Source organism: Dethiosulfatibacter aminovorans DSM 17477 (genome assembly GCF_900142005.1).
GTDB classification, from domain to species: Bacteria; Bacillota; Clostridia; order Tissierellales; family Dethiosulfatibacteraceae; genus Dethiosulfatibacter; species Dethiosulfatibacter aminovorans.
Genome location: NZ_FQZL01000005.1, coordinates 302,728 through 319,066, shown reverse-complemented (window position 1 = coordinate 319,066; position 16,339 = coordinate 302,728). Strand labels below are relative to the sequence as shown.

At 42.9% G+C, this 16,339-nt stretch carries 15 protein-coding genes; 3 read left to right on the top strand and 12 right to left on the bottom strand.

The annotated features are described in order from the left end of the window. Positions 1-87 precede the first annotated feature (87 nt). The 5 genes from BUB05_RS03140 to BUB05_RS03120 form a co-directional block, all read right to left on the bottom strand. Complete coding sequence (locus BUB05_RS03140; RefSeq protein ID WP_073046979.1) at positions 88-471, bottom strand: hypothetical protein; 384 nt, start codon at positions 469-471, stop codon at positions 88-90. Positions 472-609: 138 nt separating this feature from the next. Beyond that, positions 610-1,602 carry a helix-turn-helix transcriptional regulator gene (locus BUB05_RS03135; RefSeq protein WP_175548499.1) on the bottom strand — a complete coding sequence of 331 codons (993 nt, stop codon included), beginning with the start codon at positions 1,600-1,602 and terminating at the stop codon, positions 610-612. A 161-nt stretch (positions 1,603-1,763) separates the two neighbouring features. After that, the gene (locus BUB05_RS03130) at positions 1,764-2,576 is read right to left on the bottom strand and encodes a metal ABC transporter permease (RefSeq protein WP_342747076.1); all 813 of its coding nucleotides are present in this window, start codon (positions 2,574-2,576) and stop codon (positions 1,764-1,766) included. Then, positions 2,554-3,312, bottom strand: coding sequence for a metal ABC transporter ATP-binding protein (locus tag BUB05_RS03125; RefSeq protein WP_073046974.1), 759 nt, complete (start codon positions 3,310-3,312; stop codon positions 2,554-2,556). Before BUB05_RS03125 ends, BUB05_RS03130 begins: the two co-directional genes overlap by 23 nt. Positions 3,313-3,323: 11 nt before the next feature. After that, positions 3,324-4,238 (bottom strand): metal ABC transporter solute-binding protein, Zn/Mn family, encoded by a 915-nt coding sequence (locus BUB05_RS03120; RefSeq protein ID WP_175548498.1) that lies wholly within the window; start codon positions 4,236-4,238, stop codon positions 3,324-3,326. Positions 4,239-4,564: 326 nt separating this feature from the next. Between BUB05_RS03120 and BUB05_RS18825 the strand changes: the two genes are divergently transcribed. Further along, positions 4,565-4,795: a cytochrome b5 domain-containing protein gene (locus BUB05_RS18825; RefSeq protein ID WP_073047211.1), complete on the top strand. Its 231-nt coding sequence runs from the start codon at positions 4,565-4,567 to the stop codon at positions 4,793-4,795. A gap of 52 nt (positions 4,796-4,847) precedes the next feature. On the opposite strand, the gene BUB05_RS03110 is transcribed toward BUB05_RS18825, so the two are convergent. Together BUB05_RS03110 and BUB05_RS03105 are read right to left on the bottom strand one after the other, a co-directional pair. Beyond that, positions 4,848-5,801 carry a polyprenyl synthetase family protein gene (locus tag BUB05_RS03110; RefSeq protein ID WP_073046967.1) on the bottom strand — a complete coding sequence of 318 codons (954 nt, stop codon included), beginning with the start codon at positions 5,799-5,801 and terminating at the stop codon, positions 4,848-4,850. Between the two features lie 38 nt (positions 5,802-5,839). Continuing rightward, complete coding sequence (locus BUB05_RS03105) at positions 5,840-7,765, bottom strand: FAD-dependent oxidoreductase (protein WP_073046965.1); 1,926 nt, start codon at positions 7,763-7,765, stop codon at positions 5,840-5,842. 245 nt (positions 7,766-8,010) lie between these two features. Here BUB05_RS03105 and BUB05_RS03095 point away from each other — a divergent pair, with 245 nt between their 5' ends. Both BUB05_RS03095 and BUB05_RS03090 read left to right on the top strand, forming a co-directional pair. After that, positions 8,011-8,949 carry a hypothetical protein gene (locus tag BUB05_RS03095; protein ID WP_175548497.1) on the top strand — a complete coding sequence of 313 codons (939 nt, stop codon included), beginning with the start codon at positions 8,011-8,013 and terminating at the stop codon, positions 8,947-8,949. A 162-nt stretch (positions 8,950-9,111) separates the two neighbouring features. Next, complete coding sequence (locus BUB05_RS03090; RefSeq protein ID WP_073046956.1) at positions 9,112-10,056, top strand: prenyltransferase; 945 nt, start codon at positions 9,112-9,114, stop codon at positions 10,054-10,056. A gap of 20 nt (positions 10,057-10,076) precedes the next feature. Here BUB05_RS03090 and BUB05_RS03085 read toward each other — a convergent pair whose 3' ends face one another. The 5 genes from BUB05_RS03085 to BUB05_RS03065 all read right to left on the bottom strand — a co-directional run bounded on the left by BUB05_RS03085 (position 10,077) and on the right by BUB05_RS03065 (position 16,243). Then, positions 10,077-10,724 carry an immunoglobulin-like domain-containing protein gene (locus BUB05_RS03085; RefSeq protein ID WP_073046953.1) on the bottom strand — a complete coding sequence of 216 codons (648 nt, stop codon included), beginning with the start codon at positions 10,722-10,724 and terminating at the stop codon, positions 10,077-10,079. A 132-nt stretch (positions 10,725-10,856) separates the two neighbouring features. Continuing rightward, complete coding sequence (locus tag BUB05_RS03080; protein WP_245819722.1) at positions 10,857-11,489, bottom strand: response regulator; 633 nt, start codon at positions 11,487-11,489, stop codon at positions 10,857-10,859. Continuing rightward, the gene (locus tag BUB05_RS03075) at positions 11,473-12,864 is read right to left on the bottom strand and encodes a sensor histidine kinase (protein WP_073046949.1); all 1,392 of its coding nucleotides are present in this window, start codon (positions 12,862-12,864) and stop codon (positions 11,473-11,475) included. Before BUB05_RS03075 ends, BUB05_RS03080 begins: the two co-directional genes overlap by 17 nt. A 10-nt stretch (positions 12,865-12,874) precedes the next feature. Further along, a complete protein-coding gene (locus BUB05_RS03070) occupies positions 12,875-14,971 on the bottom strand; it encodes a DUF6305 family protein (protein WP_073046945.1) in 2,097 nt (698 codons plus the stop codon). Between the two features lie 162 nt (positions 14,972-15,133). Beyond that, positions 15,134-16,243, bottom strand: coding sequence for a M20/M25/M40 family metallo-hydrolase (locus tag BUB05_RS03065; RefSeq protein WP_073046941.1), 1,110 nt, complete (start codon positions 16,241-16,243; stop codon positions 15,134-15,136). Positions 16,244-16,339 lie beyond the last annotated feature (96 nt).

The window sequence follows — 16,339 nt, the reverse complement described above, 5'->3', positions numbered from 1 at the left end:
GTATATATTAATTATACTTCACTTTTATACAAGAGACAAATGAAATAAAAAAACACCTTTGTCGGGCAAAGGTGTTTTGCTTATGTCTTATTCAACTGTCCATTCAAGGGCAAATGCGCCTGAATGTTGAACTCCGATAACTTCTATCTTGTATTTTCCAGCATCTTTGATTTCATATGTAAGTCTGTCTTCTATAACAACTTCAATCTCTCCATTTGGATTGACAAGCTGCGCCGATATCTCACCGCTGACAGTTCCGGCTGCATAACCAAAGGTGATTCTGTTTCCTTCAGCCAATTTTTCAGTCTCATAATAATTGCCGTCGAAGCTTTCATAGTCTCCCTGAATGAGTCCTTCGCCGGTTGTTATTTCTCCGTTGCTTATGTCGTATTTTCCATTTCCACAGCCTGTAATCATTGATGATATTATTATCAAAGCCATAACTAAAAATAAAAGTGTTTTCCTTTTCATTAAATCGCTCCCGTCTACTTGTAAAACGCTATAATATCTCGCGTCAATCGTCCATTAAATAGTATATCATAAACGAATTTTTTAACAACAGTTTTTTTGCAGCTTTTCTTTTCTGTCTTTTTTGAAATCATGCAATCATTATACCTTTGACTGCATCTTCATGATAATATCCCTGACTTCATTTTTCAGTTCTTCCGGTTCGAGGACGGAGCAACCGTCCCTCATGGACAGCACCCAATCCACAACGTCATTCCTGTTGCATGCAGTGGCTTCAAAATATATACTCCCATCGTGAAGATCCACTACAAGCTGGTCCGATGACCATGTCTTGAGAGATGCAATTGAAGAATAGGGAGATTCAATCTTAAGCTTGAACCTGATCTGACCTACTCCCTCCAGCAAAAAGCTGTTGGCGACATGGTCCTTCAACATCATGTCCAGTCCATTGTTGAACCGGTCCTCCATCACTTCAATGCTGACAATATCTTCAATTCTGATGTTTTTCAACATGCTTGTTGATTCGCTAAAGGATACCAGGTATGCATCACCGTTCCTGTATACTATCTTCATTGGACGGAAAACATCCTTTTCCAGTCTCCCGGCGCCTGACTTGAACGCGGCATCTATCTTTTTATCACAATAAATGGCGGATTGAATGTCAAGAATCATCTTCCTGTGTTCTATTCTTCCGTCATCTGTAAACTCCATATACACTGAAAATTTTTCACCCTTTCCGTATTCATTGTGGTTCATATACGCTATCAGTTTATCGTAAACAAGCCTGAAATCATTCTTGAATTCCGAATTTTCGGTCTCAAGCTTTCGTGCAACTTCATCCAGAACCCTTCTATCTTCAGGATCGAAGACCATGGTGTTGAGAAAAACATTTTGCTCAATATGGTACCCGCCGTTTTTTCCTCTTTCAGTCTTGATATCGACACCAATATCCGTAAGTTCCTTCTTGTATCTTTGTACCTGTCTCCTTGTAACTCCAAGCATATCAGCCAATTCCTGCGACTTCATTTTCCCCCTGCTGCTCAGAATTGCAAGCATCTTCAATGAATTGCTCAATTCTCCCATATTAATACTCCTCTTTTTTCTTGAAATCGAATCAAGTATAACCAACAACAAAACCCCTCCTGCAAGGGGCCTGGATTCCATCGCATACGCCCAATGGTTCAAGGGATTATGCATATACTAACATTCTTAAGTTAATAAAAATTCCTACATAATTATACTATGCAGGAATTCTCATTTCAATTTTGTTACGAATAAATAATATTTAAAATTCATTATTTCTTCAAAAGCATAAGTACAAAATACACAGCAGATGAGAAAAGTATTATTGTCGCTCCCGATGGTATATTCAAATAATAAGAAATCAGAAGCCCCCCTATATTGTAGGTAATGCCGAATGCCACAGACAAAAGCATCATGCTCTTAAGATTCCTGGTGAAAAGCTTGGCTGTTGAAGGCGGTACCGTAAGAAGGGCTATTGACAAAATTATACCAACAACCTTTATGAGTATGACTATGCTGAATGATACGAGTATGAAAAGAATGTTCTCAAGGAGAAGTACATTGACTCCTATTACCTGCATGTATTCCTCGTCGAACATGTATCCCTTCCAGTAGTCGAAAAAAGACACTACAACCAACACAACGACAACACTTAGAACTATCATTACATTAAGATAAAAATCAGAAACCGTCAATATGTCTCCAAATAGATAAGAGGTCATGTCGGGCTTGTATCCCGACGAAAGGGATACGAACATTATTCCAAGAGCCATCCCAATTGCCCAGAACATTCCCGTCAGCGTATCAGCCCGTGCAGAAGAACTCCTGTTTATCTTTGCAATAGACAGCGCTGCAAAAATCGAAAACCCAAGTCCGGGTATTATTGGCTCGATTCCAAGGAGGTATCCAAGGCCTATTCCTCCAAAGGATGCATGGGCGATTCCTCCGCTCATGCTCACCATCTTCTTCTCCACTATGATTGTGCCTACTATTCCGCAGAGGAAGCTTGAAAATATGGCTGCAGCAAAGGCGTTTTGTACAAAATTATAGTTAAACAATGCATCAATCATTTCCATATCTCCCATCAATCACCCTCTTGTTCAAGGTTCCCGTCTGGAGCAGTACGTTAATTGGACAGCCGAAAACATCTTCAATATTCTCAACGCGTATTGCCTTGTCTTCGTCATGGTAATGTATGCTCTTGTTGACACAGGCTATGCTGTCAATATAGTTGAATATTATTTCCATATCATGGGTGACAACAATGATAGTCTTTTCCTTGTTAAGCTCCTTGAGGAATTCGAACATCTCGTCCTTGGTGGCAGCATCAAGACTGGATGAAGGTTCGTCAAGAAGGAGAACATCGGGGTCGGTTACAAGGGCCCTTGCTATGAGCACCTTTTGAAGCTGTCCTCCGGACAACTCTCCAATCTGTCTCTTCCTTAAATCCTCTATTCCAATCCTTGCAAGTATTTCCTCTGCCTTTTTTATATCCCCCGGGTTGTATTTCCTGAATGGAGCAAGCTTGTGATCAAGCTTTCCCATCAAAACCACATCTTCCACGGAAATGGGAAAACTCCTGTCGAAGAGTGCAAACTGGGGCACATAACCAAGAGTAAGTCCTTCCTTTATTTTCACTTCACCGGATCTTGGCTTCTTCAGGTGGAGGATCACTTTCAAGAGCGTGCTCTTCCCTCCTCCATTTGGCCCTATTATCCCCAAAAATGACTTGTTCCTTATCTTCAGACTTGCTTTTTCAAGTGCACATACATCTCCGTAATATACATCAACATTCTTCACTTCTATATCATAATCGTACATGGAAGCCCTCCTTATTTCAACACAGGCTGAAGCTTGTCCAGTATGTCCTCCATAGCATTGACATAGTCGTAGGAAAGAGGAGAAACCTCAACTGCAGTCCCGTCAATCTCCTTTGCTATGGTTTCAGCCTGGCTGCTGTCGAATTCGTCCTGATAGAAAACAACCTTTATCTCCTTGTTCCTGGCAAAGTCTATTATTTCCGTAAGCCTGTCAACAGTAGCTTCCTTTCCGTTTTCCTCTACAGTCACCATTTCAAGACCGTAATCATCGGCCAGGTATCCGTAAGCTGGATGATAGATGATGAATGCCTTCCTGTCAAGTCCGCCAAAGGCTTCCCTAAATCGAGCATCGAGAGCCTCAAGTTTCCGGATGTATTCTTCAGCATTTTCCATATATACATCACTGTTTTTAGGATCTATTTCAACAAAGCTGTCCCTTATGGTTTCAACCATCAACGTCACCCTCCTGGGTGAAAGCCATATGTGGGGATCTGCTTCCTCAATGTCCTCGTCGTGGATTTCCCCCTCGTGTTCATGATTGTCCATCATAAGCATGGGATAAACTTCAGCTACTTTTTTCTCAAGTGAAACCAGCTTTATATCTTCATTTAAATCGTATATTTTGGGAATTATGTTGGCCCTTTCCGATGCCACTCCTATGGAAAAATACAGGTCAGCCTCACTGAGCTTCTGCATGTGTTTTGGAGTAGGCTGGTAGTTGGCTGGGCTTGCTCCTGCCGGTATCATGGCAACGACATCCACCAGATCTCCTCCGACCTCCCTGACGAACCTCTCCTGGGGAACTATTGAAACAGCCACCTTTATTCCTTGGATTTCCTCAGACTCATCCGCCGGATTGTCCCCGGAACATGAAATTAAAATCATTGAAAGCATTACAGCTGCACAAAGCAATATCATTTTCTTCATATTCTCATCTCCCAAAACAATTTTTTTCATCATTGGCTTCTTATATACGATATTATCACAGAGACATGAAATGTCAATTAATTAATGAATGCATATATGATATAATTATGGTAACAAGACGATTCACTGGCATGAAATAATCTTGAAAGGAGTAATGATGATTGCAGAATCCATCATTAAGCAATGTTATGAAAATAGTCAAGCTGTTGTTCCTGCTTTTGTTGGTCACAGTGCTTGCAGCCTGCTCTACACAACCGGAAACAACCGAGGAAACGACACCAGCATCAGAAGAAACTGCAGGTGATACAGACAATTCCGATGAAGAACTGTTACTGACCCTTACAGAACTCAAGAAATACAACGGACAAAATGGAAAGCCTGCATATATTGCAATAGACGGGATCATCTATGATGTAACAGAAGTGAGCCACTGGAAGGACGGCATCCACAACGGCCAAAATGCCGGAAGAGATCTGACGGATGCATTGAATGGCGCTCCTCATGGCAACGAGGTCCTTGAAGGACTTGAAAAAGTTGGTAATGTAAAGATGGAATGATAACCAAAACTCTATGAACCAGAAAGACAGACCACATGATCTGTCCTTCTCTCTAGTATTTTCTTCCAAGAAGCTTTTTCATCACTCCCATTATCTCTTCATTATTCCTGTATCCTGTATCTTTTAGGACTGTAATGGATTTTTTTGTATACTTGCCAGCAAGGTCCATGCTCTTTTCAAGACCGCCGTTTTCCACTACCAGCCGTTGTATCATATCCATATCAATCCTGTCCGAATCGATGCAGTCTCTAAGCATGCCTTTTTTATCATCTCCCAAGGCATAAATCAAGGGCAGGGTGTATATTCCGTTTGTCAGATCGGTTCTGGTATTCTTCCCCATGGTCTTTAAATCAGAAGAATAGTCCAGACAATCGTCAATAATCTGGAAAGCCATACCGGCATGATAGCCACACATTCCCATTGTCCTGCTTTCCTTCTCTGAAAAACCTGCTTCATGCATTCCAAGAAGGATGCTCAAACCGAAGAGGGCTGCAGTCTTCCCTGATATTATCCTAAGATACTTCCTCACATTCATATTGCTGTTATACCTGTTCTCATTCTGTATCACTTCACCCATGCATATGCTTTCCATCCTGTCGGCAAACCTGTCTATATGATCATTGTAGTTCATGGCCACAAGCCTGTACGCCTTTGCGAATATATAGTCTCCCGTGTAGACTGCCGTATCCTTTCCGAACTTGGACTGAATGCTTTCCTTGCCCCTCCTCATGTCCGAATCGTCTATGATATCGTCATGGACCAGGGTTGCAAGGTGAACCATCTCCATGGACGCAGCCAAAGTGGTTATCCTGTCAGAATCATAATCCCCATTGCCTGCTGCAAGAATCATGAGTCCGGACCTTATATATTTGCCGCCTTTCTCAAGGAGGTAGTCTATGATATGCCTCATTGAAGGAGACCTTGTATAAAGGGCTTCCCTCATCTTCATTTCAACCTTGATAATTTCATCCCTGACTCCAATATTATTGTCCCAAAATAATGTCATTCTTTTCTCCAGGTTAAAGTATTTTCAGCCAGAAGCAATCAATCAAAGTATAGATATGATTTTCTGACAATTCCAATCTTGCTCCACCTTCTCTTGAGAATGGGCATAAGGTAATAATCCAGTCCGAAGGTGCTTCCTGATCCTGCAACGAGAGCTATGCCGCCGAAGAAATACCAGATGATAGTTGCATCGGACATTCCCGTTAAAGTTATTCCCACAGTCATGACTACACTGATGGCGGAACACAGAAATGTGAAGAGGCCCGCTATCAGGCAGAGCCCTATTATAATCTCTGCCACTACCATCATCGTCTGGAAGGGAACAGCATAAGGTGCTACGATCTTGTCGATTATCCACTGCATGAATCCGGGAACATCACCCATTATAGGCTGTCCCCACCCCTGTGGAGAATGATTCACAACCCACTGTGCAAAGCCAGGCAGGTTGCTGACGGTTTCAACAACTCCATCCGCCGCACCCGTAGCCGATGAAACAGCATCTGCAGCGACTTCAGTAACTGTCTCTGCAGCCTGCGTAGCGCCTGCAGTTGAATCTGCAGCATTTCCCGCCCCCTGGATAATCCTGTTCAGTGCGGTTGACGAAAACATCTTTGGCTCCCTGAGCCACCCTTCATCCACCTTTTTTACCCCTTCGACAAGCCACATGAATCCAAGCCACAACCTGAATGGCACCAGCCAGAAATTCGGCGAAGCCTTTGAAAAATGGCCTCCTACGAATGATCTCTTGTGTTTTATATGGAAAAATTCATGCCTAATATAGTTCCAGAACTGCCTCAGCCCGCCTACAAGGAACCCGTAGTAGAAATTGACCATATGCTTTATCAGCATTGCAAACCAGCCACTGGTCTTGAATCCCGTGTCAGCAACTGCTTTCCTTGATCCGACGGAAACCATGAATCCATGGTAATTCTGCCTGTGTACATGCTTCTCCGACTTTTCTATATCGGCAGCTATATTCACGGCTGCCGTATGGCCCGACTGCTCGGCGGCCTCAACAATCTGTGGCATCCTTCCGTCTTCATCCTCATACTGGGCATTATCTCCGGCTGCATAAACATTCATGTAATTCATGGTCTGCATGTATTCATTAACTCTTATCCTTCCAAACTTGTCCGTATCAAGACCCAGCCCGCTTGAAAATTTGCAGTTCTTGATTCCTGCGGTCCAGATAAGCGTATATGTGTCTATGACCTCGCCCCGTTCAAGTACAACAGAGTCTTCCGTCACTTCAACTATCATGGAATTCTTCAGAAGCTCAATTCCAAGCCTTCTGTAGTACTTGTCCTCAACCGTTCTAACCTGGTCGTCCGATTCAAGCATATTGAGTATCCTGTCAAGAGCCTCTATATTGTATATAGTCACTTCTGACTTATCGATGCCGTATTTCTCACTTAGGTGCTTCTTGGCCTCGCCAAGTTCGCCTGCCATCTCAACACCCGTGAAGCCCCCTCCACATACTGCAAATGTCAGGAATTTTTTTCTTTTCTCATAATCATTTTCATAGGATGCCTTGAAGAACATCTCTTCGACATGCTGTCTTATCCTTATGGCATCCTCATATGACCACAGGGTGAATGCATGCTCCTCGGCACCCTTTGTACCAAAGAAGTTTGCTTCGTTTCCCGCAGCTATTATTAGATAGTCATATGAATATTCATTCCCATCAGACCTTAGCACCTGTTTTTCAAAGTCGATATCCCTGATCTCGTCAATCACCACATCCACTTTCCTGCCTGCAAATATCTTGAAAAGATCTATCTTTATGGAATCCGGCTCAGTCCTGTGTCCGGCCACCTCGTGAAGCTCAGTCATGAGGGTATGGTATGGATTTTTGTCAATCAATGTTATCTGAACATCATCATTGTCCTTGAATTTCTTGTGAAGAGTCTTTCCGGCTTTCACTCCGGCATAACTTCCGCCTATAATAACTATCTTAGTTGGCATGACTACCTCCCGTATGATTTTATGCATATTTACAATTAATATTCATTATATCACAACGAACCGCCTCAAACAATTTATTTTAAGTCAAATCGTCATATGCCTAATATGATTTGGTATTATACCCATATAGTTAATTTAATAAACTTATGCCCATATAATTTCGTTATTTATTTGTCGTTTTTCTTGTATTTGATTAATGAATGATATAAAATATACATACATTAAATTCAATAGGGAGGAGAACTATGAAAAAATTATTGGCAGTATTATTGATTGTTTTAATGCTTTTTTCACTAACTGTAGCCTGCACGCCCAAAGAGGAACCTGCTGAAGAACCAACTGAGGAACCAACTGAGGAACCAGCTGTGGAACCAGAAGAGGAGCCTGTTGAGGAACCTGCAGAAGAGCCCGCCGAGGAGCCTGCAGTGATGTACGCAGACGGCATCTACTTCGCCTCTGAAGACGATTTTGCCGGCAATGGATGGAAATACCACGCAGTAATAACTGTTGAAGACGGAAAGATAACAAAGGCTCTATGGAATGGAACGAACAGAGTACCCGAACAAGACAAGAAAACACTTTCCATGGAAGGTAACTATGGAATGGTTGCATTCGGCGACGCCCAAGCAGAATGGCATGAACAGGCGGAAGCAGCAGAAAATTATCTCCTCGAAATGCAATCTCCCGTACCAGCTGATGGATTCTACTCTGACGATGAAGGGCATACCGATGCAATAGCTGGCGTATCAATTCATGTAATAGAGTTCTTTGACCTTGCAGAGAAAGCATTGTCATCCGATCCGGTTCCCGAAGGAATGTATGAAGACGGATATCCAATGTCGGTCCTCGAACCTGATGACAAGGGTTGGCAATACATGAGTCAGTTCATAGTAGTCAACGGCACAATAGTCGATGCAAATTTCAATTCACAGTCCATAACAGAAGTTGATGAAGACGGCGATCCTGTAGACAAAAAAGGACTCGGATTCGAATACGGAATGAAGGAACAATCCGGTTCCGAATTCGGATGGTTTGAACAGGCTGAAAAAGCCGGTGAATTCGTAGTTGCAAACCAGGGATTCGAAATCAACTACATCGACGAAGAAGGTCACACCGACAGCATAGCTGGAGTTACAATCCATGTAAACCAGATGGAAGAACTATTCACTAAGGCATTCCAATAAACTCAAAGTATACAAGGCACCGGCTAGCCGGTGTCTTTATATTTGAAGCTGTTTTCTTATTCATTAACATTATACGTGAAATCATATTGATTTTTCTGTTATAATGGAATAAGGATTCTGCATAATGCACTTTATATATCAATGGCTAAACAGGAGGAGCATATGACATTAAAGGGCTTTCTAAAACTTGTTGAAATACAGACAAAACTTGCCAGCATGATTCCATTCATGACCGGTACAATATTCTGCATCTACAGATACGGCAACTTCAAATTCAGTAATTTCGTTCTCATGTTCGTTTCACTGCTGTCCTTCGACATGACGACAACGGCAGTAAACAATTATATGGACTACAGGAATGCAAAAAAGAGGGAAGGGTACGGTTTTGAAATCCACAACTCAATAGTACGGAACAACCTTACTGAAACATCTGTGAAAACTGTTATTTTCACACTTCTCACCATTGCTGTAGCATCAGGCATAATCCTTGCAATTAACACAAATATCATAGTTCTGATAATCGGAATCGTATCATTTTGCATCGGGATACTTTACACTTGGGGGCCGGTACCGATAAACAGGACCCCCTTCGGAGAAATATTCTCGGGATTTTTCATGGGTTTTGTCATCATATTTCTTTCTGTTTATATACACTTGGACATAAACAGCTTCCTTAAACTATCTTATAACGGACTATACCATTCACTCAGATTTGATATATTTGAGATAATTATCGTCTTCGCGGTTTCATTGCCATGTACCTTGTCAATTTCAAACATAATGCTGGCAAACAATATCTGTGACATGGAAGACGACAGGGAGAACGCGAGACACACCCTGCCCCTATACATAGGCAAGGAACAATCCCTGAGGCTTTTTTCAGCCCTGTATTTCATATCATATGCAGCAATAGTGTTTTCAGTCATTCTAAGGGCTGTTCCGATTTTTTCACTGTTGACTCTGCTCACAGTATATCCTCTTACTGTCAACCTGAGGCTTTTCTATTTCAAGCAAACAAAAAAACACACATTCAGCCTTTCAATAAAGAATTTCATGCTGATTTGTGTGTCTTATCTTGCAACAATAGTGCTGGGGCTTTTCATATAGCCCCTTTTATATGCAGTTTATCATTCAGGATTGTCAAGCTCTCTTGTATCAAGTATTCTTACAATGATTTCCACATCCAGTCCTTCACTGTATCCCCTGCTGTCGCTTGCGTAAAAGCTAAGCATATAGCTTCCTTCCCTGGATGTATCTATGAATCCATCAATTTCAACTTCATTGGCAATATTTCCGTCAAAATAGCTTTCCGCCCTTATATAAGGCCTTATAGCATCCGACCCCTCATTCAATCCGGTTGGAGGAAACAGCTTCCTTGAAACAAAAATACTGGGCTTCAGGGCTGCTTCTATCGACTCCACCACCCTGTCATCCTTTGTGAAAGCAAGGGTATCGCACACGCCATACTTGTCGACATAGGCTTTGATTCCGGTTGTCAATATTTCCAGACTGTCCTCAGTATACACTCTGTTCAAAAGACTGCAGTACTGCTCCAGATATTCCTCATTGTAGTAGATCTGTTCCTTCAGATTCAAGAGTAGATCATAGGTTATGCCGTTTGCAACTATAATATCGGCATGCCTGCTGTCGTTAATGAGCCTGATTTCATCATCCGGATAGCCCAGGTCCTTAAGGTTTCTATTCTCGTTTACTAAAATTGTTGCAGCAAGTATAACCACTACCAATACTACACTGATTAGAAAGTTTGATTTCATATATTTCCCTCTGATACGATGTATAAAATGTTCTTCATTCACATTATATATAAGGTGGATGGAATATACAATACTATAAAAAGCAGAAATAAAATTCTCAGGATATTGAGTCTTTTCGAATTATCGTGAACGTCATATAATCTTGTAGTATTTCTGAGGACGCCCGATTTTTCCGTGGGTTTGTATACTCTTCACAAGTCCGTTTTTCGAAAGATAGTTGATATAGCGGTGGACTGTCTGATATGCCAATCCGACACCATCGGAAATTTCGCGGATTGTAAGCTCCTTCTCCTGTTTCTGCAGATAGTCGGTAAGTATGGACAACGTAGCCGAGCTGACGCCCTTCTCAATGTACACGCTCTTCTCTATTTCCTTGTTCTGCAGCTGCATTTCGTTGATGCGGAAATTAAGCTTGATCCTGGATATCAAATCGGGTCCGCTGATGGGCTTTACGGAAAAGTCCGTAGCACCTGCTTCCATGAACCGGTCCGATACTTCCTGCCTCTCATCTGCTGTAAGAACGAGAATGGATACCGCATCATCTATTTTCCTGATTTCACCGACGGTCTTTATGCCGTTCCAGTTTGCCATGTGATAGTCCACAATGACAAGCTGGGGTCGGTGCTCCTTGAAAAGCTCCAGTCCTTCCATGCCGCTGAGGGCAGTCACCGCCCTGCAGGGAACAAAAGAGCAAATTTCCTTTATGGTATAGACAATATCCGGATCGTCATCAATAACAAGCACCAGTTTATCTTTCATCTTCATAATCCTTCTCCTCCAATCCTGTGAGTTCAGCACCCGGCAGCCGCATTGTCACTATGGTGCCTTCATTTACCCTGCTGTCTATCCTTACATCACCCAGGTTGTCTTCTATTACTTTTTTTACAAATGCAAGGCCAAGTCCAGTCGTATCCTTGGATGAATATCCAGCCTCCCAGATCCTGTCAAGGTTCTCGACCGGAATACCTATTCCGTTGTCCTCCACCTCTACAACAAGATATCCTTCACTTTCACGTATCCTGATGTCTATTTTCTTGTATTCCTCATTTGTAGGTATCACTATGGCGTTTTCAATTATGTTCACAAGAGCCCTCGACACCCTTATCTTGTTTATATGAAGCTTTGGCAGGTTATCTCCCATATCCATGTCTATCCTGATCCGTTCATCTTCAAGAGGTATCTGCGCCCTTACATAGTTCATAAGGTCCTCTGCACTTGTAATCTGCCTGGATGACTCGTATAGAAAGCCGGATATCATTTCATTCATCTTGATTGCGGCCCCTTCAATCCTCTTTGAATATTCACCGATGACCGAAGAATCATCTGTCATGGTAAGCAGGGAATTAAGCCCCCTTATGGTGACCAGGGGAGTCTTCAAGTCGTGGGTCAGGGTGTTGATTTCTTCATAAACCATATTCTCCAGCATCCTTGACTTCAGGGTTGCCAGGGCCTGCTGGTTCCTTATGTTCTCCTCGGCCATTGCCACGCTTCTCCTGTGCTGCACATAAAGTATCTTCGTTATTATGCCGCTGAAGACCAAGGGAATGAAAAATGAAAGCCCCGTAAAATTCATGATGGATTCGCTTCCCTGATACAGAGATGCCATCTTTATGCTGCTGGGAATATCCGTAACACCAAATCCCATAAATCCCAGGGCCGGCATTGAATTAAGCCACTGGAAGGCGTAGAAGAACTGGATTGTAAGTATGGTCTGCTCAATGAAATGCTGGGGCTTTTCCTCATCGGAATATATGTATACTGCACCGAAGGTTGCTGAAGAAGCAACCAGGGCCGTTACCGGCTCATGGATTCCGTACATCCATCCGTTGATCAGCCACTGAAGCCCCAGGAACAGTGCGAAATGGATGAACCTGAAGCATTTGATCCTTTCCTTCTCATTTCCAATCCTTCTCATGAGAAGTCCGGTACCCACAAACAAAAGAATCGCCTGCAGCATGAAAACAAAACCGTTGATTGCAGATGCCAGTATTAGATGTCCTGTGTTCCCTGTAACAATGGACTCCCTTAAGTCATGTATTATTCTTCCCCAAAACATGTCGACTCTTCCAGGCAACATGAAGGACACTGCGATTGTTATTATCATCAGCGTCGTTGTTAGTATTCTCTTGTATTCGGCCATTCCATCCTCCTTACCTGAACGCTGAAACGAAAGCTTCATTGAGTCCCCTTACATCTTCCACCAGAGTAACGGGGATTCCGTGTTCCTGAGCCATCCGAATATATTCTTCACTTTTTCCCCTTGACCCCATTATTATTACATAGTCTGACTGAGGCAACACTTTCGAAAAAAGCCTTTCCGTTTCTTCATTGGACAATGTCTGTTCATTTACAACTATGGATATCAGCGTAAGATCCTTTTGTTCTATGTATTTGACAAGATTGTCCATCCTGTCAAGCTCCTCTTCCATACTGCTGTCCTTCAAGTCCATGCCGATGGTGCTGTACCCTACAACCACGGCTACCGAAGATACATTGTCCATTTTGATTTCCTCAACCTGGGGCATGAAATAATGGTGTATCCTCTGTTTGTCGGCCATGTCCTTGATTATGTAGGAATCCGTATTCTGCCCTGCCGAGGTTATGAGAAGCATCTCTTCAGCAATGGGCCTTGGAAGAGATGAGAAGAGCAGTTCCTTTTCTCCCTTGACTAAATCCAGCTCAAAAACTTCAATGTATCCGGATATATCATAATTGAAACCCTTCACCTGTTTGTTGATTCCCATTGCCGAAATGGTATGGGTCAGAGGAATGGATGCCACCTCGTCATGAAGTATCTCCAGGATATTCCTGTAAATGCTCTCCCTGAACTCCTTGTCCTGAATGATTCTTCCCTGCTTGAGAAAATGGTCAACCTTGTCATTGCTGTAGAAGGAATAATTCAAAACAGTTCCCCTCTCCGCATTCTCTGAAAAGAAAAGAGTATAGAGAAAATTGTCGGGATCGGCAAAATCTCCCGACCACCCCGCAAGGGCCATCTGGTGCTTTCCTTCTCTCAGGATTTCCAGGTATTCCTCCCATGGAAAACTTCTGACAGTCACCTCTATTCCCCCTTCATGGAGCTGTTCCTTTATATAGTATGCAACCTTCAAAGGGTCCGGATAATAAATACGCGGCTGCTCCATGACCCAAAGTTCAGCTTCAAAACCTTCTTCAAGACCGGCCTCCCTCAGGAGTTCTCTTGCGCCTGCGAAGTCATATTCCTGAAAGGCAAGTCCTTCATGGTATCCCAATATGGTAGGCGGAAGGAATGTGGCTGCAGGCCTTGCAAATTCATCAAAAGCTGTTTTCATCATCTTGTCGTAGTCAATCAGTTTGGAAACCGCCTTTCTCACTCTCACATCATTAAAAGGCTCCACTTCATTGTTTAGTGCGATGTAACTTACATTCATGAAAGGTGAATAGTGTATCTCGGTATCCTGGCTGTCCTCCAGCATGTGTACCTGTTCCTGGGACAACTGGATTATTATGTGTATTTCGCCCTTTTCCAGAAGCTCGACATAATCCGATTCCCTGTCAAGCTGACGGAAGATCACCTTGGATATGTCTGGCACCCCGCCCCAGTAGTCATCAAATCTTTCAAGAACAACTTCACTGCCTCTGACCCAGGATTCAAAACTGTATGGCCCGGTGCCTACAGGATTGGTCCCTATATCATCATTGTACTTCATCAATGCATGAGGGCTTGCAATACCAAAGGAAGGCAGAGCCAAGGTACCTAAAAGAGGAGCATAGGGCTCGTTCATCAACAGTTTGACCTCATATTTGGATATGGCCTCTACTGACCTTATGAGTCCCTTTTCGCCCATGAAGCTCTGATTCCAGTATCTGAACTCCCCTACATGGTAAGGGTTGTCCTCATCCATCCAACGCTGAAAATTAAAAACGACAGCTTCAGCATCAAATAGTGTCCCATCGTGGAAAACTACATCTTCTCTCAATTTAAAGACAAATGACAGTCCGTCTTCACTCATCTCCCATTCTTCAGCCAAGCCGGGCAATATGTCTATTCCGTTGTCGGCAGTCCTGACAAGCGTCTCGTATATGTTCACCGTCACCTGAAAAGACTCCCGGTCTGTCTCAACCGCAGGATCGAGGCTGATGGAATCGCTGTATCTTCCTATTATCAGTTCCTTGCCAACATCACTATTTTCAACCACATGCCCACACCCTGCAATAAATGCCACAAGGCAAATCAATATTATCAATACTGCATTTCTTCCATTCATAAGACATCCCCACTATGTTTTTTCAATTGTAAATAGATGCTTTCTTAATATAATTATAAAGGCTAAGGAAACAAAGTACAAACAAAAGCCTGATTTCGAATTCCCACTCGAAATCAGGCTTCATGTCTAGTCTCTGTCATTTCAACTTTTTATAATCACGGTCTAGGCCGTCTTGATCAGCTCCAACACCAGTCTTGCGCTGTTCTCAAGGTCCTCTATGGAAATATACTCCTCCAGGGTGTGAACCTTCTTCATTCCTATTCCAAGGTTTACCGCCTTGATTCCATTTTCATTGAATACATTTGTGTCGCTGCCTCCACCTGATGACTTGAGGAAAGAGTCAACACCTATGTTCTCGCATGCCTTTCTGGCTATTTTTACGATATTTTCATCACTGTCTACGCTGAATGCATTGTATGCCCTAATCACTTCAACTTCCACCTGTGCTCCATGCTCCTTTGCAGCTGTCTCAAAGCATTCAACCATATGATCTGACTGTTTTTGAAGCTTGTCATTACAAAGGCTTCTGGCTTCAGCCTTTATCTCAACTTCAGGAGTTACGATATTTGTAGCTTTACCGCCGTTGATGCTGCCGATATTTGCAGTTGTATTCTCGTCAATCCTGAGGAGGTTCATCCTGCTGATGGCCTGGGCTGCAACATTTATTGCGCTGATGCCATTTTCAGGTGCCAAACCTGCATGGGCAGCCTTTCCAAATACTCTGGCACTTATCTTATCCTGTGCAGGTCCGCTGACTATGATTTCACCAGGACTCCCACCGCTGTCAAGAACAAATGCCATCTTTGAATCAATGCTGCTGTAATCCAGATTCTTTGAACCCATCAATCCTACTTCTTCAGCAATGCTGAAAACCACCTCTACAGTTCCGTGCTCAATTGAATTCTCACCAAGAGCCCTCAAAGCCTCTATGACTACTGCAATCCCCGCCTTGTCGTCTGAGCCGAGAACAGTCGTACCATCGCTGTATATAGTATTGTCCCTTACAACAGGCTTGATACCGATGCCTGGAACTACGGTGTCCATATGGCAGCTGAAAAGTATTGGATCTGCACTCCTGTTTCCCTTCAGTTTTCCTATCATATTGCCGGTATTTCCGCCTATCTTGTCTCCGGCAGAATCCACAGTCACTTCCATTCCCATTGATTCAAGCTCAGCCCTGATATGCTCGGCAAAATTCATCTCATCCCTGGACGTGCTGTCTATCTGCACATACTCAAGAAAACTGTCCACAAGCCTTTCTCTATTTATCATTTTTATCCTCCAAAATCAATCTCTTATCTTCAAAAATTTTTAGACCAAACTCAGCAAAGCTGCTTTCTGGTAAAAATACAGAGGCACCTGCAAGAT

Coding starts and splice junctions, on each gene's coding strand:
- BUB05_RS03130 (WP_342747076.1), bottom strand. CDS start 2,576: ATGGGAGATATGGAAATGATTGATGCATTGTTTAACTATAATTTTGTA.
- BUB05_RS03095 (WP_175548497.1), top strand. CDS start 8,011: ATGAAAAAATTATTGGCAGTATTATTGATTGTTTTAATGCTTTTTTCA.
- BUB05_RS03090 (WP_073046956.1), top strand. CDS start 9,112: ATGACATTAAAGGGCTTTCTAAAACTTGTTGAAATACAGACAAAACTT.
- BUB05_RS03085 (WP_073046953.1), bottom strand. CDS start 10,724: ATGAAATCAAACTTTCTAATCAGTGTAGTATTGGTAGTGGTTATACTT.
- BUB05_RS03080 (WP_245819722.1), bottom strand. CDS start 11,489: ATGAAGATGAAAGATAAACTGGTGCTTGTTATTGATGACGATCCGGAT.
- BUB05_RS03140 (WP_073046979.1), bottom strand. CDS start 471: ATGAAAAGGAAAACACTTTTATTTTTAGTTATGGCTTTGATAATAATA.
- BUB05_RS03065 (WP_073046941.1), bottom strand. CDS start 16,243: ATGATAAATAGAGAAAGGCTTGTGGACAGTTTTCTTGAGTATGTGCAG.
- BUB05_RS03110 (WP_073046967.1), bottom strand. CDS start 5,801: ATGACATTATTTTGGGACAATAATATTGGAGTCAGGGATGAAATTATC.
- BUB05_RS03070 (WP_073046945.1), bottom strand. CDS start 14,971: ATGAATGGAAGAAATGCAGTATTGATAATATTGATTTGCCTTGTGGCA.
- BUB05_RS03125 (WP_073046974.1), bottom strand. CDS start 3,312: ATGTACGATTATGATATAGAAGTGAAGAATGTTGATGTATATTACGGA.
- BUB05_RS03105 (WP_073046965.1), bottom strand. CDS start 7,765: ATGCCAACTAAGATAGTTATTATAGGCGGAAGTTATGCCGGAGTGAAA.
- BUB05_RS03075 (WP_073046949.1), bottom strand. CDS start 12,864: ATGGCCGAATACAAGAGAATACTAACAACGACGCTGATGATAATAACA.
- BUB05_RS03120 (WP_175548498.1), bottom strand. CDS start 4,238: ATGAAGAAAATGATATTGCTTTGTGCAGCTGTAATGCTTTCAATGATT.